Origin of the sequence: Microbacterium sp. UNCCL10 (assembly GCF_000746195.1) — a bacterium.
Lineage (GTDB): Bacteria > Actinomycetota > Actinomycetes > Actinomycetales > Microbacteriaceae > Microbacterium > Microbacterium saccharophilum.
In genome coordinates, this window is the sequence record NZ_JQKT01000007.1 from 1,090,334 (window position 1) to 1,110,801 (window position 20,468).

The following is a 20,468-nucleotide window of genomic DNA, read 5'->3' on the forward strand; positions in this document are numbered from 1 at the left end:
GCCGTGGCGCTGCACTTCCTCGTGGAGGATGCCGGCGACATCCCGGTGGGCGGCGAGGTCGTCCTCACCGGCGCTGAGGCGCACCACGCCGCGGCGGTCCGCCGCGTCCGCGTCGGCGAGGAGGTCACGGTCGGTGACGGGCGCGGCGTCCGGCTCAGCGGCGCCGTCGAGGAGGCCACACCCGCGCGGGTGACCGTGCGGGTCACCGCTCGCACGGTCACCGAGCCGCCGCGTCCGCGGCTCGTGCTCGTCCAGGCGCTCGCGAAGGGCGACCGCGACGAGCTCGCGGTGCAGGCGGCCACCGAGCTCGGCGTCGACGAGATCGTGCCGTGGCAGGCGGCGCGCAGCGTCTCGCGCTGGGATGCCGCGAAGGCCGCCAAGGGCGTCGCCCGGTGGAGCGCGATCGTCCGGGAGGCCGCGAAGCAGGCGCACCGGCTCTGGGTCCCCGAGGTGACGTCGCCCGTCACGACGCGCCAGCTCGCGGCGCGCGCGGCGCAGTCGCGGATGCTGATCCTCGAGCCGACCGCCGAAGCGGCGCTGTCCGCCCTCGACCTCACCGCCGGCGACGGCGACCTCGTCCTCGTCGTCGGTCCGGAGGGCGGCATCGCACCCGAGGAGCTCACGGCGCTCACCGCCGCCGGCGCCACGCTCGTGCGGCTCGGCGAGACGGTGCTGCGCACGTCCACCGCAGGACCCGCGGCCCTCGCCGTCGCCAGCGTCCGCCTCGGCCGGTGGTGAACGCCGCTGGCTAGACTGGGCACATGAGCGAACCGTCGATCTTCACGCGCATCCTGCAGGGGGAGATCCCCGCCGAGATCATCGCCGAGACCGAGAACGCCTTCGCCATCCGCGACATCCATCCGCAGGCTCCCGTGCACCTGCTCGTGATCCCCAAGTCCGAGCAGTACCGCAACGTGGTCGAGCTCGCCGCAGGCGACCCCGACCTCCTCGCAGAGCTCGTCGGTCTCGCGAACTCGGTGGCCGCCGAGCACGCCGACGGCGACTTCCGCCTCATCTTCAACACCGGCCCCGGCGCCGGACAGACCGTCTTCCATGTGCACGCCCATGTGCTCGGTGGAGGCCTTCCCGAAGGGAGCCTCGGTGGCTGATGCCCCCGAACCCACCGTCGAGCTGATCTACGCCGACGGCGTCGCGATGGTCCAGCTCCTCGGACCCCAGGATCGACTCCTGCGGGCCGTCGAGCGGGAGCACCCGTCGGTACAGGTGCACGTCCGCGGCAACGAGATCACGCTCAGCGGCGAACCCGCCGCCGTCGCCGCCGCGCGCACGCTCGTCGAGGAGCTGATCTCGCTCGCGCGGGCCGGACAGGGCCTCGACCCGTCCGACGTCCGCGCGTCCACCCGCATCCTCGAATCCGGGCAGCGCCCGTCAGAAGTGCTGGGCGAGGCCATCCTGTCCTCGCGCGGGAAGATCATCCGCCCGAAGACGCTCGGCCAGAAGAACTACGTCGACGCGATCGATGAGAACACGATCGTCTTCGGCATCGGCCCGGCCGGCACCGGCAAGACCTACCTCGCGATGGCGAAGGCGGTGCAGGCGCTGCAGCGCAAGGAGGTCAACCGCATCATCCTCACGCGGCCCGCCGTCGAGGCGGGGGAGCGGCTGGGGTTCCTGCCCGGAACCCTGACCGACAAGATCGACCCCTACCTGCGGCCGCTGTACGACGCGCTCAACGAGATGATGGATCCGGAGCTCGTCCCCAAGCTCATGGCCTCCGGCACGATCGAGGTCGCGCCGCTCGCGTACATGCGCGGACGCACGCTGAACGACTCGTTCGTCGTCCTCGACGAGGCGCAGAACACGACGCCCGAGCAGATGAAGATGTTCCTCACCCGGCTCGGCTTCGGCACCCGGATGGTCGTCACCGGCGACATCACGCAGGTGGACCTGCCGCAGGGCTCCTCGGGCCTCCGGCTCGTGACGCGCGTGCTCAAGGACATCGACGACATCCACTTCGCCATGCTCACGAGCGACGACGTCGTCCGGCACACCCTCGTCGGTCGCATCGTCGACGCGTACAGCGTGTACGACGAGCAGCGGCTGGCGTCCCGCCGGGAGCGCGACGAGGCCACCGAGTTCGCGAACCGCGCCGAGCGCCGTTCCCACGTGCGGCCGAGCGGCCCGCGCGACCATCTGCCCAAGCGAGGACGTTCATGACGATCGAGATCACCAACGAGTCGGGCGTCGCGATCGACGAGACGGTGCTGCTGCGGCTCACCGAGCACAACCTCGGCGAGCTCAACGTGAGCCCCGACGCCGACGTGGCGCTCCTCCTGGTCGACGAGGGCGCGATGGAGTCGCTGCACGTGCAGTGGATGGACGAGCCCGGCCCCACCGACGTGCTGAGCTTCCCGATGGACGAGCTCCGCCCCGGTACGGAGGAGGCGCCGACCCCGGCCGGCCTCCTCGGCGACATCGTGCTCTGCCCGCAGGTCGCGGAGACGCAGGCGCAGGGCGCCGGCCACTCGACGCTCGAGGAGCTCATCCTGCTGACGACGCACGGCCTCCTGCACCTGCTCGGCTTCGACCACGCCGAGCCGGAAGAGGAACGCGAGATGTTCGCGCTGCAGCGGCAGCTCATCGCGGCGTTCCATGCGTCCGAGCGACGCCGTCGCGCATGACCGCATTCCTCCTCCTCTTCGCCGCCGTCCTCCTCGTCGCGCTCGGCGGGCTCATGGCGGCACTCGACGCCGCGCTCGGCGTCACCTCCCGCCTGGACGTCGCCGAACTGTCGCTGAGCGGACGCAACCGCTCGTCGCTGTCGAAGATCGCCGGCGACCCGGAGGCGCACGGCAACGCCGTCGTCTTCATCAGGATCCTCGCCGAGACGACGGCCGCCGTGCTCGTCACGGTCGCCTTCACGCTGCTGTTCCGCAACATCTGGTGGGCCATGCTCGCCGCCGCGGTCCTCATGTCGATCGTGTCGTTCGTCCTCGTCGGCGCGAGCCCCCGCAGCGTCGGCCGGCAGCACGCGAAGGGCCTCCTGCGTGCATCTGCGCCCATCATCCGCGGCGCGCGCATCGTGCTGGGACCCCTCGCCCACCTCCTCGTGATCCTCGGCGACCGGCTGACCCCCGGCATCCGCCGCAGCACCTCCTTCGCCTCGGAGGAGCAGCTGCTGAGCATGGTCGACGAAGCCGCGTCGCAGGCGCTCATCGAGGAGGACGACCGCGAGCTCATCCACTCGGTGTTCGACTTCACCGACACGATCGTCCGCTCCGTCATGGTGCCGCGCACCGACATGGTGACGATGGATGCCGCGGCGACGACGCAGGAGGCGATGCAGCTCTTCCTCGACAAGGGCGTCTCGCGCATCCCGGTCGCCGACGGCGACGCCGATGACATCAGCGGTGTCGTCTACCTCAAGGACCTCGTGCAGTTCGCGTACCGCGACGAGCGCGCCTGGCGCGGCGTGCCGGTGCTGCAGATCGCCCGGCCGGCCGTCTTCGTCCCGGAGTCGATGAAGGCCGAGACGCTCCTGCAGCAGATGAAGCGCGACGCCGTGCACGTGTGCCTCGTCGTGGACGAGTACGGCGGCGTCTCGGGACTCGTGACCCTCGAGGACCTCATCGAGGAGCTCGTGGGCGACATCGCCGACGAGTACGACCCGCGCTCCAGCGAGGTCGTCGACCTCGGCGGGGGGCGCTACCGCGTGAGCACCCGCCTGGGCCTGGACGAAGTGGGCGATCTGTTCAACATCGAGCTGGACGACGAGGACGTGGACTCCATCGGCGGCCTGCTCGGCAAGGTGCTCGGCCGCGTGCCGCTGCCGGGTGTGACCGCCGAATACGGCGGGCTGCTGCTGACCGGCGGCGCGTCCCGCGGGCGCGGACGGGGCCTGGCGACCGTGTTCGTCGAACGCGCCCCCAGCCTGATCGCGCTCGAGGAGAGCACAGCCCCGCGGACGGGTGAGGTGCGCGTCCCGCGCACCGGCGAGATCCGCACCCCCAGGAAAGGCGAATGACATGAGCGAGACCCGATCCGGATTCGTCACCTTCGTGGGGCGGCCGAACGTCGGCAAGTCGACGCTGACGAACGCCCTCGTGGGGGAGAAGGTCGCCATCACGAGCGACAAGCCGCAGACGACGCGACGCGCCATCCGCGGCATCCTGAACCGCCCGGCCGGGCAGCTCGTGATCGTCGACACCCCCGGCATCCACAAGCCGCGCACGCTTCTCGGGCAGCGCCTCAACGACCTCGTCGAGCAGGTGCTCGGCGACGTCGACGCCATCTGCTTCCTCGTCCCGGCGACCGAGAAGGTCGGGCCCGGTGACCGGCGGATCGCCGCATCGCTCGACGGGTACCCGCGCGCCCGGAAGGTCGCGCTCGTCACGAAGACCGACATCGCGTCGCGGGAGCAGATCACCGAGCGGCTGCTGGAGGCGGACGCCCTCCGCGAGGACTGGGACGCCGTCATCCCCCTGTCCGCCGTCGCGGGCGAGCAGCTCGACGTGCTCGCCGACGAGCTCCTGGCCATGATGCCGGTCGGTCCCGCGCTCTACGCCGACGACATCGCCACCGACGAGTCCGTCTCCGACCGGATCGCGGAGATCATCCGCGAAGCCGCTCTGGAGGGCGTCCGCGACGAGCTGCCGCACTCCATCGCCGTGACGATCGAGGACATCGCGCCCCGCGCGGATTCCGACCTCACCGACGTATTCGCGAACATCGTCGTCGAGCGCGACAGCCAGAAGGCCATCATCATCGGCCACAAGGGCTCCCGCCTGAAGGACGTCGGCGCGCGGGCCCGCGCGGGCATCGAGCCGCTCGTCGGGACGCGCGTGTTCCTGTCGCTGCGGGTGCGCGTCGCGAAGGAATGGCAGCGCGACCCGAAGCAGCTCGGACGACTGGGGTTCTGACATGGCGCGGCAGTGGATGGCGACGACGTGGGGTGCCCCGGACGCGTGGGAGCTCCGTGAGGTCGAGGTGCCGGCGCCGCGCACCGGTGAGGTCACGATCCGGGTGCACGCCGCGGGGGTGAACCCCGCCGACGCGAAGCACGTCGCCGTCCCGCGGGACGGCGTCGACCTGCCGCTGCCGATCGGCTACGAGGTCTCCGGCGTCCTCACCGCTGTGGGTCCGGACACCCGGATCGCATCCGGTGCGGCCGCGGAGGGCGACGAGGTCATCGCGTTCCGGGTGCAGGGCGGCTACGCCACCGAGCTCACGGTGCCCGCCGACCTCGTTCTCCACAAGCCCTCGACCCTCACGCATCCCGCCGCGGCGAACCTGCTGCTGGCCGGCACGACGGCCGCGGAGATGCTCGCCGTCACCGGAGTGCAGGGCGGGGAGACGATCCTGCTGCACGCCGCATCCGGTGCCGTCGGCGTCGCCGTGCTGCAGCTCGCGGCCGTCCGCGGGGTCCGCGTCATCGGCACGGCGAGCGAGGCCGGCGCGGAGCGCGTCGCCCGCTACGGCGGGGTCCCGGTGCGATACGGGCCGGGGCTGGCAGACCGGGTGCGGGCGCTCGCCCCGCACGGCATCGCCGCAGCCCTCGACAGCGTGGGGACCGCCGAGGCGCTCGACGTGTCGATGGAACTCGTCGCCGACCGCGACCGCATCGTCACCATCGCGGATGCCGCGCGCGCCCGCCGTGACGGCATCCGCTTCATCGCGGGAGCCCTGCCGGACAGCGCGCGGTTCCGCGCCGAGGCGCGCGGGCAACTCGTCGACCTCGCCGAACGGGGGCTGCTCGAGGTGCCCGTCGCCCGCACGTACCCCCTCGCCGACGCGCGTGACGCGCTCCGTCTCCTCGCCGGCGGTCATCCGGGCGGAAAGCTCGCGCTCATCCCGTAACCCGCGGGCGATCACGTCCGCCGGCGGACCGTGTCCAGCAGACGCGTCGGCGAGGTGGTCGCGACGCGCCAACGTGGTTCCGCCTCGACCCAGACGGGCGCGAGCACCTCGGGAACACCGCGGTTCATCCGGACGTGCCAGCCGGTGCGGTCCAGATGCCGGTGATGGAACCAGCAGAGCAGGACACCGTTGTCCGTATGCGTCGCCCCGCCGCGTGCGTAGTCCGTGACGTGGTGGATCTCGCACCAGCCCGCCGGCACACTGCAGCCCGGGATGATGCAGTTGCCGTCGCGGAGCGCGATCGCCCGGCGCTGGTGGCGGTTGAAGACCCGCTCCTCGGTGCCGATGCGCTTCACCCTCCCGTCGCCGCCGAGCGCGACGCGCTGGATCACTCCTGCGCAGGCGACGTGGCGGGCCGCCGCCAGGGGTACGGCCTCATCGGCGCCGTCGATGTGCGCCCATCCGGCGCCTGCGAGCAGGTCCTCTTCCCGGACGGAGACGACGAGGGTCGGGGCGGCACCGCCGATCGTCGGAAGCAGGGCGCTGGAGGCCGCCGTGAACAGGACGGTCGCGAACGTGTCGTGCCGCTTCTGCGCCGGCGTGCGCACGTCGTCGTCCTCGCGGCCCGTCTGGTCCGACCCTTCCGGCCGGAACGTCGGCGCGGACGTGCGCGGTGAGACGATTGCGTCGTGCAGGCGCTGGAACTGCGCGGCGACCTCCACGAGCAGCGCTCCGCTGACCGGCACGACGCCGTCGCGGGCCGCGCCGAACGTGAGACCGCGGAGCCGCAGCGCCTTCTCCTCTCGGGGCTCGGCGCCGTCCTGATCGAGGGCGGCCGCCCACGCACGTGCCTGGATCCGCAGCAGATCGGCGCACGCCGGCGGTGCGCCGTCCGGGCCGGAGCCCCGGGCCTCCGCGGCGAGGATCTCGTCGGCGGCGAGGAAGTCGTCATGCCCCACGCGGCGCCGGAGTCCCCGAAGCGGATCGCCGACCGCGAGCAGGCCGTCGAGCCCCACGGCGCCCTCGAGCAGCGCAGCACGCATCGCGGGAAGTGGCGCCGGCATCGGCTCCTGCGCCAGCGACACGCCCACGCGCACGTCGTCCGCCGCGCGCCGCAGCCGGGCGGCGGTCGCGGGGCCTGCCAGTGTCGCCCGCTGGACGAGTTCCCCGACGTCATGGCATCCGTACCGCGAGGTCAGCCGCAGATCGCGATCCGCGGCGATCGAGCGCCGGTCGATCTCACCGACGGCCTCGATCAGGACGGCATCCGTCAGCCGCTGCAGCTCGGCAGCCAGGGAGAGGGCGCGCACGACATCCGCATCGGACGCTGCCAGGATGCCGCCGCCGGCGAGGCCCGCCCGCACCCGCTCGCGCGTCTGACCGATCGTGTCGGCGAGGTGCGCGAGGAGTGCCTGCATGCCTCGATTCTCGCGAGGGGGTCCGACATTCCCGGGGCGGTTTTCCCCAGATCGAGCACCAGATCGCGTGTGGCCGGGGCGGGGAACCCGCACGCGCCGCGGAAGCCGTCGCGGCGCGCGCGGGTGGGGGTCAGCCCGCGATCTCGCGGAGGGCCGACCGGATGATGACGACGTCCTTTCCGTAGTCGTCGTCGGCGGCCTTCTGCGAGGTTCCGTCGTCCCAGACGACATCCACCCACAGCCAGCCGTTCTCGGGGTAGGAGCTCAGGTACTCCGCGCCGAGCACGTCGGGGAGAGCGTCCTGGATTTCCAGAAGCTCCGCCTCGGCACCCTTGCCGGGTTTCCCGCCGGTGGGATCCGGGGTCATCATCGGGTCGTACAGCGCCAGCATGATGGGCGGCTGGGTGACGGTGAGCGTCTCGCCGTCGTACGTGCCCTGCACGGCGTAGGCGCCCCAGCGGATGTCGCCCTGGGACTCCGAGCCGTCGACGCCCTCCCAGCTCCACCCCTCGAGCGGGATGCCGCTGCACTGCGGCGGCCAGGACTCCATGACGGGGCCGACGCACAGTTCGACTGCGCCGCCGGTGTCCATGACGGTGCCCTGACCCACGACGTTGCCTTCCGGCGGCGCCGGCCACAGCGAGCCGAGGGACTGTCCGACCGGCGCGTCGGGCGAGCCGGCGGAGGGCGAGACGGTGGCGCAGGCGGACAGCGACAGCAGGGCGACGACGCCGATCGCTGATCCGACGATGAAACGACGTGGGTTCATGCCCGGGGAGTGTCCCGGCCCGCGCGATCGTCTCAGAAGTTCTCCGGTCGCGTGCGACGGGTGTAACCTGGGCGCATGCGCTTCGGCCGGCTCCTCCTTCTTAGCCGCCGCGACGAGACCTCGTTCTAGGGCCTCCCTCGTCGCGGAGCTTGTCGTCGGCCCGCATCATTCGACGAGAGTAGAAGCGACAGCATCATGGAGAACACACAGCAGCCGTCCGGCATGCCGATCCACAAGTACCGTCCGTATCACGAGCAGATCCGCGTCGACCTGCCCGACCGTACGTGGCCGAACGCCCGCATCGAGAAGGCACCGCGCTGGTGCGCGGTCGACCTCCGCGACGGCAACCAGGCCCTCATCGACCCGATGAGCCCGGAGCGCAAGCGCATCATGTTCGAACTCCTCGTGAAGATGGGCTACAAGGAGATCGAGGTCGGGTTCCCCTCGGCGAGCCAGACCGACTTCGACTTCGTCCGCCAGCTCATCGACGACGGACTCATCCCGGACGACGTGACGATCCAGGTGCTGACGCAGTCGCGTGAGCACCTCATCGCCCGCACCTACGAGGCCATCGCGGGGGCGAAGCAGGCGATCGTGCACCTGTACAACTCCACGAGCATCCTGCAGCGCGACGTCGTGTTCCGCACCGACAAGCAGGGCATCATCGACATCGCACTGGAGGGCGCGCGGCTGTGCCGCGAGTTCGAGAAGCGCATCCCCGAGACGAAGGTCTTCTACGAGTACTCCCCGGAGAGCTACACCGGCACCGAGCTGGAGTTCGCCGTCGACGTCTGCAACCAGGTGCTCGAAGTGCTCGAGCCCACTCCGGACCGCAAGGTCATCATCAACCTGCCCGCGACGGTCGAGATGGCGACGCCGAACGTCTACGCCGACTCGATCGAGTGGATGAGCCGCCACCTCGCCCACCGCGAGAACGTCATCCTGTCGCTGCACCCGCACAATGACCGCGGCACGGCGATCGCCGCCGCCGAGCTCGGCTACATGGCGGGTGCGGACCGCATCGAGGGCTGCCTGTTCGGCAACGGAGAGCGCACCGGCAACGTCGACATCGTCGCGCTCGGCATCAACATGCTGACGCAGGGCATCGATCCGCAGATCGATTTCAGCGACATCGACCACGTCAAGCGCACCGCCGAGTACTGCAACCAGCTGCCCGTGCCGGAGCGCAGCCCGTGGGCCGGTGACCTCGTCTTCACCGCGTTCAGCGGATCGCACCAGGACGCCATCAAGAAGGGCTTCGAGGCCATGGAGGCGCGCGCCGCCGCCGAGGGGGTCTCCGTCGACGAGATCGAGTGGGCCGTCCCGTACCTGCCGATCGACCCGAAGGACCTGGGACGCTCGTACGAAGCCGTCATCCGCGTCAACTCGCAGTCCGGCAAGGGCGGCGTCGCCTACCTGCTGAAGACCGACCACGCCCTCGACCTGCCGCGGAAGCTGCAGATCGAGTTCTCGGGGGTCGTGCAGGCCAAGACGGATGCCGACGGCGGCGAGGTCTCCAGCGAGCAGATCTGGGACATCTTCACCGACGAGTATCTCCCCGCCCGCGTGGACGAGGACAAGTGGGGGCGCTTCGAGCTGCTCGCGACGCGGACGAACAGCGACATGTCCGGCGACGTCTCGCTGGAGGTGACCCTGCGCGACGGCGAGGAGACGGTGCCCGCGACCGGCCACGGCAACGGCCCCATCGCGGCGTTCCTGTCGATCCTGCACGAGCGCGGCTTCGAGGTGTCGCTCTACGACTACGTCGAGCACACCCTGAGCGCCGGCGGCGACGCGCAGGCCGCCGCCTACGTCGAGCTCAACGTGGACGGTGACCGCCTGTGGGGGGTCGGGATCGACGGCGACATCTCGACGGCGAGCCTCAAGGCGATCGTCTCCTGCGTCAACCGCGCGATCCGCACGCGGGAGCGCTCCGGCGAGCTCGCCTCCGTCTGATACCGCACGCAGCGGCACCGCCTCCCTCGGGGGCGGTGCCGCTCTGTCGTGGTTTCGCGGGTCAGGGCCGGACGATCGGGATGCTCGACGTCTCCACGGCGACCTTCCGGCGGTACAGCGCCCGCTGCTCGGGTAGCGAGATGTCGAAGAGCACGGCGAGCAGACGGATGACGGTCGTCACGATGAGGCCGGCGATCGCGGCGGCCAGCAGCGGGGCGCCGAAGGCGTGGCTGAGGGCGAGGACGACGCAGCCGGCCGCGGCGGCGACCGCGTAGAGCGAGCCCACGTGCATGATCGCGACGGGCAGGCCCATGAACACGTCGCGCAGCACGCTGCCGCCGACGGCGGCGCACACGCCGACGAAGACCGCGGGCACCTCGGGCAGTCCGATCGCGAGCGCCTTGCTCGTGCCGAACGCGCCGAACAGACCGATCACGACGGCGTCGAGCGCGACGATCACGGCGTTCAGGCGCTGGAAGATGTTCGCCAGGAGCATCCCGAGGAGGGCCGCCGCGACCGCCGCCAGCAGGTACCAGTTGCTCTGCATCGTGGCGAGCTCGACGTTCAGGAGCAGGTCGCGGATGAGACCGCCGCCCATGCCCACGACGGTGCCGATGATGACGACGCCCAGCAGGTCCAGGCGGCGCTGCCCGACGAACCCGGAGGCGAAGAGCGCTCCCTGCACGCCGCCGAGGCCGACGGCGAGGAGGTCGGCCCAGAGAGGGATCAGGAAGAGCGGCTCTGTCACGCCTCCATTGTCGTCGCTGGCGGCGATAATCGAGGAGTGCCCACCTACCGCGACGAAGTCGTGGTCCTTCGCACCCACAAGCTGGGTGAAGCCGACCGCATCGTGACGATGCTCAGCCGCCGTCACGGCAAGCTGCGCGCCGTCGCGAAGGGCGTACGCCGCACGTCGTCGCGGTTCGGTGCGCGCCTCGAGCCGTTCATGGTCGCCGACGTGCAGCTGTACCAGGGCCGCTCGCTCGACATCATCCAGCAGGCCGAGTCGCTGGGTTCCTACGGTGCCGAGATCGCGGTGCACTACGACCGGTACACCGCCGCGCACGCCATGGTCGAAACGGCCGACCGGCTCAACGAGGCCGAGGCGACGCCGCAGCAGTACCTGCTGCTCGTCGGGGGCCTGCGCTCCCTCGCGCGCGGCGACCACGCCTCGCGCGCCGTGCTCGACTCGTACCTGCTGCGCGCCATGGCGCTCTCCGGCTGGGCGCCGGGGCTCGGGGACTGCGCCCGCTGCGGTGCCGTCGGACCCCACGAGTGGTTCGTCGCGCAGCTCGGCGGCACGGTGTGCAGCGCGTGCGCGCCGGTCGGGTCGGCGCGCCTGCGCCCCGAGACCGGCGATCTGCTGCGCGCCCTCATGGCGGGTGAGTGGGACGACGTGGATGCGGCGTCGCCCGGCGCGACCGGCGCGGCATCCGGACTCATCGCCGCGTACGCGCAATGGCACCTGGAGCGCGGCATCCGCTCGCTCAGTCACATCGAGGCGGTTTCGTGAGCCCCAAGCCCTATACCCACCGCGACGCGGTGCCCTACCGACCGCTGGACTGGACCGGGGTGTACCCGCCCGCCTTCCCGAAGGCCGGTGTGCCAAACCACATCGCGATCGTCATGGACGGAAACGGCCGCTGGGCGAACCGTCGCGGCCTCACGCGCATCGAGGGACACCGCGCCGGGGAGGAGGTGCTGCTCGACGTCGTCGCCGGCGCCATCCAGGCCGGCGTCAGACATCTGAGCGTCTACGCCTTCTCCACGGAGAACTGGAGCCGCTCGCCCGACGAGGTGCGCTTCCTCATGGGCTACAACCGTGATGTGCTCCACCGCCGGCGCGACCAGCTGAACGAGTGGGGTGTGCGGGTCCGCTGGGCGGGCCGGAAGCCGCGACTGTGGGGCTCGGTCATCTCCGAACTGCAGTACGCCGAGAAGCTCACGGCCGGCAACGACGTGCTCACCCTCACGATGTGCATCAACTACGGCGGCCGCGTCGAACTCGTCGACGCCATGCGTCGCATGGGCGAGGAGATCGCCGCCGGGCGGATGAAGCCGTCCGCGATCACCGAGAAGACGATCCGGCGGAACCTCTACATCCCCGACATGCCCGACGTCGACCTGTTCGTCCGCTCGAGCGGCGAGCAGCGCACCTCGAACTTCCTGCTCTGGGAGTCGGCGTACGCCGAGATGGTGTTCCTCGACACGCTCTGGCCCGATTTCTCCCGCACGGAGCTGTGGCACGCCATCGGGCTGTACCTCAGCCGCGATCGCCGCTTCGGCGGCGCCGTGGACGCGCCCACCGCCTGAGCTCCCCGGGGCATACCGGCCGCGCGCCCCGCGGCGTATCATGCAGCCGAGCAGACGCTCTCCGATACAGGGGGCGGCGCAGACGTGCCGCGGTCGGGAGGTCTCGGATGTCTCCGCGTCAGCACGGGTCCCGCATGGCGCCCATCGTCGCCACCGCGCTCCTCGCCCTCGCCCTGGCGGGCTGCGCGCCCGCGGAGACGGGCACGGCCGAGCCGCCCGCCCCGACGACCGCACCGGACGACGGCGGCAGCACCGGCAGCGGTGGCGGCGCCGATAACGGCGCCGGGGACGGCGTGACGGACGGACCGGTCGATCCGGTGCAGGAGACCCGCCGCTCCGGCCCCTCCGTCGAGTTCGGCGGCCCGCCGTTCGGAGCGCAGGGCGACCCCGAGGAGGTCTCGGCGGGCGTCTGGTGCGTGACGGTCGGGTTCTTCTGGGGCGGGGAGGCCCCGCCGGAGAACGTCACCTTCACCGTGGAGGGGATCGTCGCCGACCCCGCCGGCGCGGTGACCGCGGAGCCCGCCGTCTGCGGGTCGGTCGGCGCCGAGGAGACCTGCATCGGCTTCGTCATGGCGCCCGACACGCCCTTCACGACGTGCAGCCTGCTCCTCACCGCGACGGAGGCGTACCAGGGGAGCGCGGAGGTGGGCTTCGCGGGGACGCTCGAGTGCACCGAGCCGGCCTTCTGCGACGCGGCCATCGAACGCGACGCGGACCGCGGCCCGCCGATCCGGCTGGGCGGGTGACGGGGCATGGCCCGCGTCCGGTCCCGCCGGCCCGCTGCCGCGCCGCCGGCGGCGAAGCCCGAGCCGGCCGAGGACGCCGCTCCCGCCGGGCTGGGCTTCGAGAAGTGGATGAGCTTCCTCTCCACCTTCATCGCGCCCGCGACGCTCATCACGGGCCTCCTGTTCTACTTCGGGTACGTGTCGTCCCGCGCCTTCTTCCTCTACTTCGGGGTGGACGTCGACGTCCTGGGCCTCAGCAACCAGCAGTTCGTCATGCGCAGCCCGGGGGCGCTCTTCATCCCCGTCATGGTCCTGCTCCTCCTGGCGGCGGCCGTCATCGCCGTGCACCGGATGCTCCGCCGTCGCCTTGCCGCCTCGGCCGTCGCGCGCCGGCGCGTGGCGGGAGTGCTCGGCTGGACGGGCGTCCTCCTGCTGATCGCCGGCCTCGCCCTCGCCTTCGGCTACGCCTTCCTCGCCGCGTGGCCGTTCTACGGCTTCGCGACAGCGGCATCCCTCGCGATCGGGGCGGGCCTGGCCGCCTACGCCGCATCCACCGCCCCGCCACCCGGCGATGCGGCCCGCGCCCGCCCGCTCGTCGTCCTGCTGGTCGCGGTCATGGTCGCCGGCACCTTCTGGGCGACCGCGACCGTCGCGGAGTGGTGGGGACGCGGCCAGGCCCGCACGCAGGCCGCCGACCTGTCCACCCTCCCCGCCGTCGTCCTCGACACCCGCGAGCGCCTGGCACCGGGAAGCCCCGCCATCACCCTGATCGAGCTGGAGCAGGAGCGGGATGCGGCGGGCGAGCCGCTGCCCGGCCAGTTCGCGTACCGCTACCACGGCCTCCGCCTCCTCGTCCGCGGCGAGGACCGGCTGTTCCTCGTCCCCGACCGGTGGTCGCCGAACGCCTCGACCCTCGTGGTGCCCCTGGGCGACGACATCCGGGTGCGGTTCCGGTTCTTCCCGGACGAGAACCCACCGGACTGACCCGGAATATGTCGGGGGGCGAACGGCGTTCCCCTCGGTATGACGGATGCCATCAAGATCGACGTGTGGAGCGACATCGCCTGCCCCTGGTGCTACATCGGCAAGCGGAACCTGGAGAAGGGCCTCGCGCAGACCGCCGACGATGATGACGCACCGCGGGTGGAGGTCACCTTCCACTCGTTCGAGCTGTCACCCGACACACCCGTCGACTTCGACGGCGACGAGATCGACTTCCTCGCCGGACACAAGGGGATGCCGCGCGAGCGCGTGCAGGAGATGCTCGAAAACGTGACGGGCGTGGCCGCGCAGGCGGGCCTGGCGTACCGCTTCGACATCCTGAAGCACACGAACACCGTGAAGGCGCACGAGCTGCTGCATTTCGCGAAGGCGCAGGGCGCCCAGCCGGCCATGGCGGAGCGCCTCATGTCGGCCTACTTCCTGGAGGGCCGCCACGTCGGACGCATCGACGACCTCGTCGAGCTGGCGGCCGAGGTGGGCCTCGACGCCGGTGCGGCGCGGGACGCGCTCGAGTCGAGCCGACATCTCGCCGACGTCCGCGCAGACCAGGCGCAGGCCGCCGCGTACGGCATCAACGGCGTGCCGTTCTTCGTGATCGACGGCAAATACGGCGTCAGCGGTGCGCAGCCGGCCGACGCGTTCGCCCAGATCGCCCGCCAGGTGTGGGGCGAACGGCAGGACACCGAGCAGGAGCCCGCCGCGCAGACGGCGTGAGGCCTCCGGCTACCGGGGGAGGTTCGCCTCGATCGCGCGGACGATCTCCGGGTCGTCCGGCTTCGTCTGCGGGCGGAAGCGGTGCACCTCACCGGTCGGGGTCACGAGGAACTTCTCGAAGTTCCAGATGATCGGGCCCTTGGAGCCCTCCACGTTCGGCGCCTTCTTCAGCGCCTTGTACAACGGGGCCGCGTGGGAGCCGTTGACGCGGACCTTGTCCATGATCGGGAAACTGACACCCCACGTGACCGAGCAGTACTCGAGGATCTCGTCCATCGATCCGGGCTCCTGCCCCATGAACTGGTTGCAGGGGAACCCGACGACCTGCAGTCCGCGCTCACCGTAGGTGCGCTGCAGCTGCTCGAGCTGCTCGTACTGCGGCGCGAGGCCGCACTTCGACGCGACGTTGACGATCATCAGGAGGCTGTCGTCGTAGTCCGCGAGGGTCTGCTCCGACCCGTCCGCGCTCTGGAAGGGGATGCGGCGGATGTCCACCGTCTGCGTCTCGGTCATGTTCTCCACGATAGGGCCGCCGGGGAGCCCGCGGGCGGCGCTGCGTCTGGGAGAATGGACAGGATGTCCACGACCCTCGCTCCCGCGTCCCCGTTGCGCATCGGGCCCATCACGCTCGATGCGCCCGTCGTGCTGGCCCCGATGGCCGGGATCACCAACACGGCCTTCCGGCGCCTGTGCCGCGAGTACGGGGCAGGCCTGTACGTCAGCGAGATGATCACGACCCGCGCCCTCGTGGAGCGCAACGCCACCACGCTGCGCCTCATCCGGCACCACGAGTCGGAGACGCCGCGTTCCATCCAGCTCTACGGCGTCGACCCGACGACGGTGGAGTCCGCCGTGCGCATCCTCGTCGACGAGGACCACGCCGACCACATCGACCTCAACTTCGGCTGTCCGGTCCCCAAAGTCACCCGCAAGGGCGGGGGAGCGGCGCTGCCCTGGAAGCTCGGGCTGTTCCGCGAGATCGTCACGCGCGCCGCGCGCGCGGCCGGCGACATCCCGCTCACCGTGAAGATGCGCAAGGGCATCGACCCCGACCACCTCACCTACCTGGATGCCGGACGGATCGCCGAGGATGCCGGGGTCGCCGCCGTGGCCCTGCACGCCCGCACGGCGTCGGAGTTCTACTCCGGCACCGCCGACTGGGAGGCCATCGCGCGCCTCAAGGAGGCCGTCACGAGCGTCCCCGTGCTCGGCAACGGCGACATCTGGTCGGCCGAGGACGCCACCCGGATGATGGCGGAGACCGGGTGCGACGGCGTCGTCGTCGGCCGTGGCTGCCTCGGGCGCCCGTGGCTGTTCGGCGACCTCGCCCGCGCCCTCGGCGGCCCCGATGCCGCCCCGGGCGAGCCGGTCGACGCCGACCTCGCGTTCGTCGCGCGGGCGTTCCGCCGGCACGCGGAACTCCTCGTCGAGTTCTTCGAGGACGAGGGACGCGGCTGCCGCGACATCCGCAAGCACGTCGCCTGGTACTTCAAGGGCTACCCGGTCGGCGGCGACACGCGCGCCAAGCTCGCGACCGTCTCCTCCCTCGAGGAGATCGACGAGCTCGTGCAGACGCTCGATCTGACGGCCCCGTACCCCGGTGCCGCCGCGGAGGGCCAGCGGGGCCGCGCGGGCACCCCGAAGCGTCCGGCGCTGCCGGAGGGCTGGCTCGACTCGCGCGACCTCGGGGCCGACGCCTCCAGCGCCCTCGCCGATGCGGAGCTCGACCACAGTGGCGGTTGACCTCGCCAGCGGCGTGGGCGTCGCGCCGGGACGACCCTCCGGCTACGACGACCACGACGCCGAGCGATTCCACCCCGAGCGGCACCGGTCCCAGCGCGACAGCTTCGCGCGCGACCGCGCCCGCGTGCTGCACTCCGCGGCGCTGCGGCGGCTGGCATCCAAGACGCAGGTCCTGAGCCCCGCGAGCCCCGGCGACTTCGCCCGCAACCGCCTCACCCACTCGCTCGAGGTCGCGCAGGTGGGCCGGGAGCTCGCAATCGCCCTGGAGCTGTCCCCGGATGTCGTCGACACCGCGTGCCTCAGCCACGACATCGGGCACCCGCCGTTCGGGCACAACGGCGAACGGGCGCTCAACGAGTGGGCCGAGGACATCGGCGGGTTCGAGGGCAACGCCCAGACCCTTCGCATCCTGTCCCGTCTGGAGCCCAAGGTCATCGACGAGTCCGGACACAGCTTCGGACTGAACCTCACCCGCGCGAGCCTCGACGCGGTGTGCAAGTACCCGTGGACCGCGGACAACCCCGTGCCCGACCCGGGCGGGCGGCTCAAGTTCGGCGTCTACCCCGAGGACGACGCCGTCTTCCGCTGGCTCCGCGCCGACGCCCCTGGACGCGTGCGGTGCATCGAGGCCGAGGTCATGGACCTCTCCGACGACATCGCCTACTCCGTGCACGACTTCGAGGACGCGATCCTCAACGGCTACCTCGACCCGCGCCGCCTCGACGACCCGCACGAGCGGGACGCGCTCCTCACGGCCATCCAGACGTGGGTCGGCTACGGGTTCACGCGTGACGAGCTCGCCGATGCGCTGTATCGCATCAGCCGGCTGCCGGAGTGGTTCACCTCCTTCGACGGCTCCCGCGGCGACGTCGCCCGGCTGAAGAACCTCACCTCCGACCTCATCGGCCGCTTCGCGCGCGCCGCGACCGCCGCGACCCGGGAGCACTTCCCGGTGTCCGTGCTCACCCGCTACCGCGGGCGCGTCATCGTGCCACGCGTCATCGAAGCGGAGATGGCCGTGCTGAAGGGAATCCTCGGCGCCTTCGTCGTCTCGATCGAGGGCCGGAAGGGGCTCTACAAGGAGCAGCGGCGCGTCCTGAAGCGCCTCGCGTCGGCGCTCGCGGCCCGTCCGGAGCATCTCGACCGCATGCACGCCGGCGATTTCGCCCGCGCGCAGACGGATGCCGAGCGCAAGCGCGTGGTCGTCGACCAGGTCGCGACCCTCACGGACCGGTTCGCGATCGAGTGGCACACGCGCCTCGTCGGGCCCGTCGATCTGCGCGAACTCGGCCTGTGGTCCTCCGGCGCCGTCGTCCCCTCGCACTCCTTCGCGCTCCCCGAACCCCTCGAGGGGCTCTGATGGCGCGCATCCGGCAGGCCGACGTCGACGAGGTGAAGTCCCGCACCAACATCGGCGACATCGTCGGCGAGCGGGTCGCCCTCAAGTCCGCCGGCGTCGGGTCTCTGAAGGGCCTCTGCCCGTTCCACGACGAGCGCAGCCCCAGCTTCCACGTCCGGCCGCAGGTCGGCTACTACCACTGCTTCGGATGCGGCGAGTCGGGCGACGTGTACTCCTTCCTCCGCGCGATGGACCACCTCTCCTTCACCGAGGCGGTCGAGCGGCTCGCGGGGCGCATCGGCTACCAGTTGCACTACGAGGACGGTCAGGCGGCCCCGGAGACGAGCGGGCGCACGCGGCTGTACCAGGCCAACTCCGCCGCGGCGGAGTGGTTCCGCTCACAGCTGTCGACCCCCGAGGCCGATGCGGGACGCCGGTTCCTGGGGGAGCGCGGGTTCGACGCGGGAGCTGCGGCGCATTTCGGCGTGGGGTACGCCCCGAAGGGGTGGAACGCGCTCCGCGACGCCATGCGGGCGCAGGGCTACGCCGACGAGGAGCTCGCGACCGCGGGCCTCGTCTCGCAGGGCCAGCGCGGCGTGTACGACCGCTTCCGCGGCCGTGTCGTCTGGCCCATCCGCGACGTCACCGGACAGACCATCGGCTTCGGCGCCCGGCGCCTGTACGAAGACGACCAGGGCCCGAAGTACCTCAACACCCCCGAGACGCCGATCTACAAGAAGGCGCAGGTGCTCTACGGGCTCGACCTGGCCAAGCGCGACATCTCGCGGCAGCACCGGGTCGTCGTCGTCGAGGGCTACACCGACGTGATGGCGTGCCACCTCGCCGGCGTGACGACGGCCATCGCGTCGTGCGGCACCGCGTTCGGCTCCGACCACATCACGGTGCTGCGCCGTGTCATGGGCGACGATGATTCCGCCGCCGGCGAGGTCATCTTCACGTTCGACCCGGATGCGGCCGGGCAGAAGGCCGCGCTGCGGGCCTTCGGCGACGAGAAGCGCTTCGCCGCGCAGACCTATGTGGCCGTCGCGCCGGACGGCCTCGACCCCTGCGATCTGCGCCTGAACCGCGGCGACGGCGCCGTGCGGTCGCTCATCGAGACCAAGGCCCCCATGTTCGAGTTCGTCATGGACCAGCGGCTGTCCGGTTTCGACCTCGCCACGGTGGAAGGGCGGGTCGGCGCGCTGCGCTCCGCCGCCCCGATCGTCGCCGACATCCGCGACTCCGCGCTTCGCCCCGGGTACACCCGCGTCCTCGCGCGGAAGCTCGGCATGGACCTCTCCGAGGTCGCGCCGGCCATCGAACGCGCGGCGCGCGCGGCGCGCGCCGCCCGCTCCGGCGAGACCGCCCCGGCCGCGCCGGCGCCCACGGGGGAGACGACGCGGGTCACGATCACCTCCCTGCCCCGCACGGCGGACGCCGCCATCGAGCGGGACGCGCTCATGGGGATCCTGCAGTACGGTCATCTCCTGGATGCCGCCGAGGTCGATGCCGCGCTCGCCCTGCCGATGTCGCATCCCGCCCTCGACGCCGTGCGCCAGGCGATCGTCGCGCAGGCCGACCGCAGCCGGATCGGCTGGGCCTCGACGGCCGTGGAGTCGGCCCGGGAGCCGTTCCGGTCGCTGGCCGTCGAGCTGCTGACCGCCGACTTCCCCGCCCTCACCGAGGCCGAGGCCACGGCATCCACGCTCTCCCTCTGCCGGCGGCTGCGCGTGCGCGCCGTGGACCGGGAGAAGAGCGAACTGCTCGGCGCCATCCAGCGCGTGCCCGCCGATTCCGAGGAGGGCCGCACGGTGCGTGTCGCGTTGCGCGAGCTCGACGCGCGCCGGCGTGCCCTGTCCGACGAGTAGCGTGTCCCGCCCCGTCCGGGCAGGATGAGGGGATGCCTCCGCACACCGACGCCGATGTGTCCGTGCGCTGCGTGGATCTGTCGATCGCGCGGGGACGGCGGGGACCGCGCGTCGTCGACGGCGTCTCCTTCACCCTCGAGCGCGGGGGAGCGCTGGCCGTCATGGGGCCCGCCGGCTCCGGCAAGTCGAGCCTCGCCGCCGTCCTCGCCGGCGCGGACACGGACGCGCGGATCGTCGGGGGATCGGCGTTCGTGGAGGGCATCCCGGCGCGTGCGCGGGGGCGTCGCCGGCGCGTGCTCACCTATGTCACGGGCTGGCTCGGGCAGGGCGTCGGGGCCGATCTCCCGGCCCGCCTGACGGTCTCGGACATCATCGCCGAGCCGATCACGAGCCGGGACCGCAGGGTGAACCGTCGGGCTCTCGCCATCCGGGTCGCCGAGCTCCTCGACGAGCTCCAGCTGCCGCTCGGTGCCGCAGGGAAATACCCGTACGAGCTGAGCGCGGGGATGCGCCAGCGCGTCGCGCTCGCGCGCGCCCTCGTCCTCGAGCCGCGCCTGCTCGTGGGGGATGATCCGCTCGCCAACCTCGACCCGGAGGTGAGGGTCACGGTGCGCGACGCCCTGCAGCGGCGGCGCCGCGAGACGGGCATGTCACTGCTGCTCGTCACCAACGAGGAAGACGTCGTGCGGCATTTCGCGGCTGCCGTGCTGGTGCTCCGCGATGGCCACACCGTCGGGTCCGGCCGGAGCCTGGACGACATGCTGTGGACGCCGAATGAGGACACGCGGATCGCCCCCTGACGTC

At 71.7% G+C, this 20,468-nt stretch carries 21 protein-coding genes; 17 read left to right on the forward strand and 4 right to left on the reverse strand.

Features of this window, described 5'->3' with window-relative positions; genetic code table 11:
- Window positions 1-3: 3 nt before the first annotated feature.
- Genes BR85_RS05440 through BR85_RS05470 form a run of 7 tightly spaced genes read left to right on the forward strand, consistent with a single transcriptional unit; the run spans window position 4 to window position 5,817 of the window.
- Window positions 4-738, forward strand: a complete 735-nt coding sequence (locus BR85_RS05440; protein ID WP_028495606.1) for a 16S rRNA (uracil(1498)-N(3))-methyltransferase — start codon at window positions 4-6, stop codon at window positions 736-738.
- A 23-nt stretch (window positions 739-761) separates the two neighbouring features.
- A complete protein-coding gene (locus BR85_RS05445) occupies window positions 762-1,109 on the forward strand; it encodes an HIT domain-containing protein (protein WP_028495607.1) in 348 nt (115 codons plus the stop codon).
- Complete coding sequence (locus BR85_RS05450; RefSeq protein ID WP_051526169.1) at window positions 1,066-2,178, forward strand: PhoH family protein; 1,113 nt, start codon at window positions 1,066-1,068, stop codon at window positions 2,176-2,178. The genes BR85_RS05445 and BR85_RS05450 overlap by 44 nt, the downstream gene beginning before the upstream one ends.
- A complete protein-coding gene (ybeY, locus tag BR85_RS05455; RefSeq protein WP_028495609.1) occupies window positions 2,175-2,642 on the forward strand; it encodes an rRNA maturation RNase YbeY in 468 nt (155 codons plus the stop codon). Before BR85_RS05450 ends, ybeY begins: the two co-directional genes overlap by 4 nt.
- The gene (locus BR85_RS05460) at window positions 2,639-3,985 is read left to right on the forward strand and encodes a hemolysin family protein (protein ID WP_028495610.1); all 1,347 of its coding nucleotides are present in this window, start codon (window positions 2,639-2,641) and stop codon (window positions 3,983-3,985) included. The genes ybeY and BR85_RS05460 overlap by 4 nt, the downstream gene beginning before the upstream one ends.
- 1 nt (window position 3,986) lies before the next feature.
- Window positions 3,987-4,880: a GTPase Era gene (gene era, locus BR85_RS05465; protein WP_028495611.1), complete on the forward strand. Its 894-nt coding sequence runs from the start codon at window positions 3,987-3,989 to the stop codon at window positions 4,878-4,880.
- Between the two features lies 1 nt (window position 4,881).
- The gene (locus tag BR85_RS05470) at window positions 4,882-5,817 is read left to right on the forward strand and encodes a quinone oxidoreductase family protein (protein ID WP_028495612.1); all 936 of its coding nucleotides are present in this window, start codon (window positions 4,882-4,884) and stop codon (window positions 5,815-5,817) included.
- Between the two features lie 11 nt (window positions 5,818-5,828).
- Here BR85_RS05470 and BR85_RS14870 read toward each other — a convergent pair whose 3' ends face one another.
- Window positions 5,829-7,235, reverse strand: coding sequence for an HNH endonuclease signature motif containing protein (locus tag BR85_RS14870; RefSeq protein WP_051526170.1), 1,407 nt, complete (start codon window positions 7,233-7,235; stop codon window positions 5,829-5,831).
- A 130-nt stretch (window positions 7,236-7,365) separates the two neighbouring features.
- Window positions 7,366-8,004: a hypothetical protein gene (locus BR85_RS05480; RefSeq protein ID WP_051526171.1), complete on the reverse strand. Its 639-nt coding sequence runs from the start codon at window positions 8,002-8,004 to the stop codon at window positions 7,366-7,368.
- A gap of 195 nt (window positions 8,005-8,199) precedes the next feature.
- Between BR85_RS05480 and leuA the strand changes: the two genes are divergently transcribed.
- Window positions 8,200-9,960, forward strand: a complete 1,761-nt coding sequence (gene leuA, locus BR85_RS05485; RefSeq protein WP_028495614.1) for a 2-isopropylmalate synthase — start codon at window positions 8,200-8,202, stop codon at window positions 9,958-9,960.
- 61 nt (window positions 9,961-10,021) lie between these two features.
- Here leuA and BR85_RS05490 read toward each other — a convergent pair whose 3' ends face one another.
- Entirely contained in the window at window positions 10,022-10,708 is a 687-nt protein-coding gene (locus tag BR85_RS05490; protein ID WP_028495615.1) for a trimeric intracellular cation channel family protein, read from the reverse strand.
- A 36-nt stretch (window positions 10,709-10,744) separates the two neighbouring features.
- Here BR85_RS05490 and recO point away from each other — a divergent pair, with 36 nt between their 5' ends.
- The 5 genes from recO to BR85_RS05515 all read left to right on the forward strand — a co-directional run bounded on the left by recO (window position 10,745) and on the right by BR85_RS05515 (window position 14,714).
- Window positions 10,745-11,473 carry a DNA repair protein RecO gene (gene recO, locus BR85_RS05495; protein WP_028495616.1) on the forward strand — a complete coding sequence of 243 codons (729 nt, stop codon included), beginning with the start codon at window positions 10,745-10,747 and terminating at the stop codon, window positions 11,471-11,473.
- Window positions 11,470-12,273, forward strand: a complete 804-nt coding sequence (locus BR85_RS05500; RefSeq protein WP_028495617.1) for an isoprenyl transferase — start codon at window positions 11,470-11,472, stop codon at window positions 12,271-12,273. The genes recO and BR85_RS05500 overlap by 4 nt, the downstream gene beginning before the upstream one ends.
- A gap of 134 nt (window positions 12,274-12,407) precedes the next feature.
- Entirely contained in the window at window positions 12,408-13,019 is a 612-nt protein-coding gene (locus BR85_RS05505; RefSeq protein ID WP_028495618.1) for a hypothetical protein, read from the forward strand.
- A 6-nt stretch (window positions 13,020-13,025) separates the two neighbouring features.
- Window positions 13,026-13,982, forward strand: a complete 957-nt coding sequence (locus BR85_RS05510; RefSeq protein ID WP_051526172.1) for a hypothetical protein — start codon at window positions 13,026-13,028, stop codon at window positions 13,980-13,982.
- A gap of 39 nt (window positions 13,983-14,021) precedes the next feature.
- On the forward strand, window positions 14,022-14,714 hold the full coding sequence (locus BR85_RS05515) for a DsbA family oxidoreductase (RefSeq protein WP_028495620.1): 693 nt from the start codon (window positions 14,022-14,024) through the stop codon (window positions 14,712-14,714).
- Window positions 14,715-14,723: 9 nt separating this feature from the next.
- Here the strand turns inward: BR85_RS05515 and BR85_RS05520 are convergent, their stop codons facing one another.
- Window positions 14,724-15,227 carry a glutathione peroxidase gene (locus BR85_RS05520; RefSeq protein WP_028495621.1) on the reverse strand — a complete coding sequence of 168 codons (504 nt, stop codon included), beginning with the start codon at window positions 15,225-15,227 and terminating at the stop codon, window positions 14,724-14,726.
- Window positions 15,228-15,290: 63 nt separating this feature from the next.
- Between BR85_RS05520 and dusB the strand changes: the two genes are divergently transcribed.
- Genes dusB through BR85_RS05540 form a run of 4 tightly spaced genes read left to right on the forward strand, consistent with a single transcriptional unit; the run spans window position 15,291 to window position 20,464 of the window.
- Window positions 15,291-16,457, forward strand: a complete 1,167-nt coding sequence (gene dusB, locus BR85_RS05525) for a tRNA dihydrouridine synthase DusB (RefSeq protein WP_028495622.1) — start codon at window positions 15,291-15,293, stop codon at window positions 16,455-16,457.
- On the forward strand, window positions 16,429-17,817 hold the full coding sequence (locus BR85_RS05530; RefSeq protein WP_424960582.1) for a deoxyguanosinetriphosphate triphosphohydrolase: 1,389 nt from the start codon (window positions 16,429-16,431) through the stop codon (window positions 17,815-17,817). Before dusB ends, BR85_RS05530 begins: the two co-directional genes overlap by 29 nt.
- Window positions 17,817-19,664 carry a DNA primase gene (dnaG, locus tag BR85_RS05535; RefSeq protein WP_028495624.1) on the forward strand — a complete coding sequence of 616 codons (1,848 nt, stop codon included), beginning with the start codon at window positions 17,817-17,819 and terminating at the stop codon, window positions 19,662-19,664. The genes BR85_RS05530 and dnaG overlap by 1 nt, the downstream gene beginning before the upstream one ends.
- A gap of 32 nt (window positions 19,665-19,696) precedes the next feature.
- A complete protein-coding gene (locus BR85_RS05540) occupies window positions 19,697-20,464 on the forward strand; it encodes an ATP-binding cassette domain-containing protein (protein WP_028495625.1) in 768 nt (255 codons plus the stop codon).
- Window positions 20,465-20,468 lie beyond the last annotated feature (4 nt).

What these genes read in the sequence shown, in the direction of transcription:
- BR85_RS05445 (WP_028495607.1), top strand. Translation starts at nt 762, where the DNA reads ATGAGCGAACCGTCGATCTTCACGCGCATCCTGCAGGGGGAGATCCCC.
- BR85_RS05450 (WP_051526169.1), top strand. Translation starts at nt 1,066, where the DNA reads ATGTGCTCGGTGGAGGCCTTCCCGAAGGGAGCCTCGGTGGCTGATGCC.
- ybeY (WP_028495609.1), top strand. Translation starts at nt 2,175, where the DNA reads ATGACGATCGAGATCACCAACGAGTCGGGCGTCGCGATCGACGAGACG.
- BR85_RS05460 (WP_028495610.1), top strand. Translation starts at nt 2,639, where the DNA reads ATGACCGCATTCCTCCTCCTCTTCGCCGCCGTCCTCCTCGTCGCGCTC.
- era (WP_028495611.1), top strand. Translation starts at nt 3,987, where the DNA reads ATGAGCGAGACCCGATCCGGATTCGTCACCTTCGTGGGGCGGCCGAAC.
- BR85_RS05470 (WP_028495612.1), top strand. Translation starts at nt 4,882, where the DNA reads ATGGCGCGGCAGTGGATGGCGACGACGTGGGGTGCCCCGGACGCGTGG.
- BR85_RS14870 (WP_051526170.1), bottom strand. Translation starts at nt 7,235, where the DNA reads ATGCAGGCACTCCTCGCGCACCTCGCCGACACGATCGGTCAGACGCGC.
- BR85_RS05480 (WP_051526171.1), bottom strand. Translation starts at nt 8,004, where the DNA reads ATGAACCCACGTCGTTTCATCGTCGGATCAGCGATCGGCGTCGTCGCC.
- leuA (WP_028495614.1), top strand. Translation starts at nt 8,200, where the DNA reads ATGGAGAACACACAGCAGCCGTCCGGCATGCCGATCCACAAGTACCGT.
- BR85_RS05505 (WP_028495618.1), top strand. Translation starts at nt 12,408, where the DNA reads ATGGCGCCCATCGTCGCCACCGCGCTCCTCGCCCTCGCCCTGGCGGGC.
- BR85_RS05510 (WP_051526172.1), top strand. Translation starts at nt 13,026, where the DNA reads ATGGCCCGCGTCCGGTCCCGCCGGCCCGCTGCCGCGCCGCCGGCGGCG.
- BR85_RS05515 (WP_028495620.1), top strand. Translation starts at nt 14,022, where the DNA reads ATGACGGATGCCATCAAGATCGACGTGTGGAGCGACATCGCCTGCCCC.
- BR85_RS05520 (WP_028495621.1), bottom strand. Translation starts at nt 15,227, where the DNA reads ATGACCGAGACGCAGACGGTGGACATCCGCCGCATCCCCTTCCAGAGC.
- dusB (WP_028495622.1), top strand. Translation starts at nt 15,291, where the DNA reads ATGTCCACGACCCTCGCTCCCGCGTCCCCGTTGCGCATCGGGCCCATC.
- BR85_RS05530 (WP_424960582.1), top strand. Translation starts at nt 16,429, where the DNA reads ATGCGGAGCTCGACCACAGTGGCGGTTGACCTCGCCAGCGGCGTGGGC.
- dnaG (WP_028495624.1), top strand. Translation starts at nt 17,817, where the DNA reads ATGGCGCGCATCCGGCAGGCCGACGTCGACGAGGTGAAGTCCCGCACC.
- BR85_RS05540 (WP_028495625.1), top strand. Translation starts at nt 19,697, where the DNA reads ATGCCTCCGCACACCGACGCCGATGTGTCCGTGCGCTGCGTGGATCTG.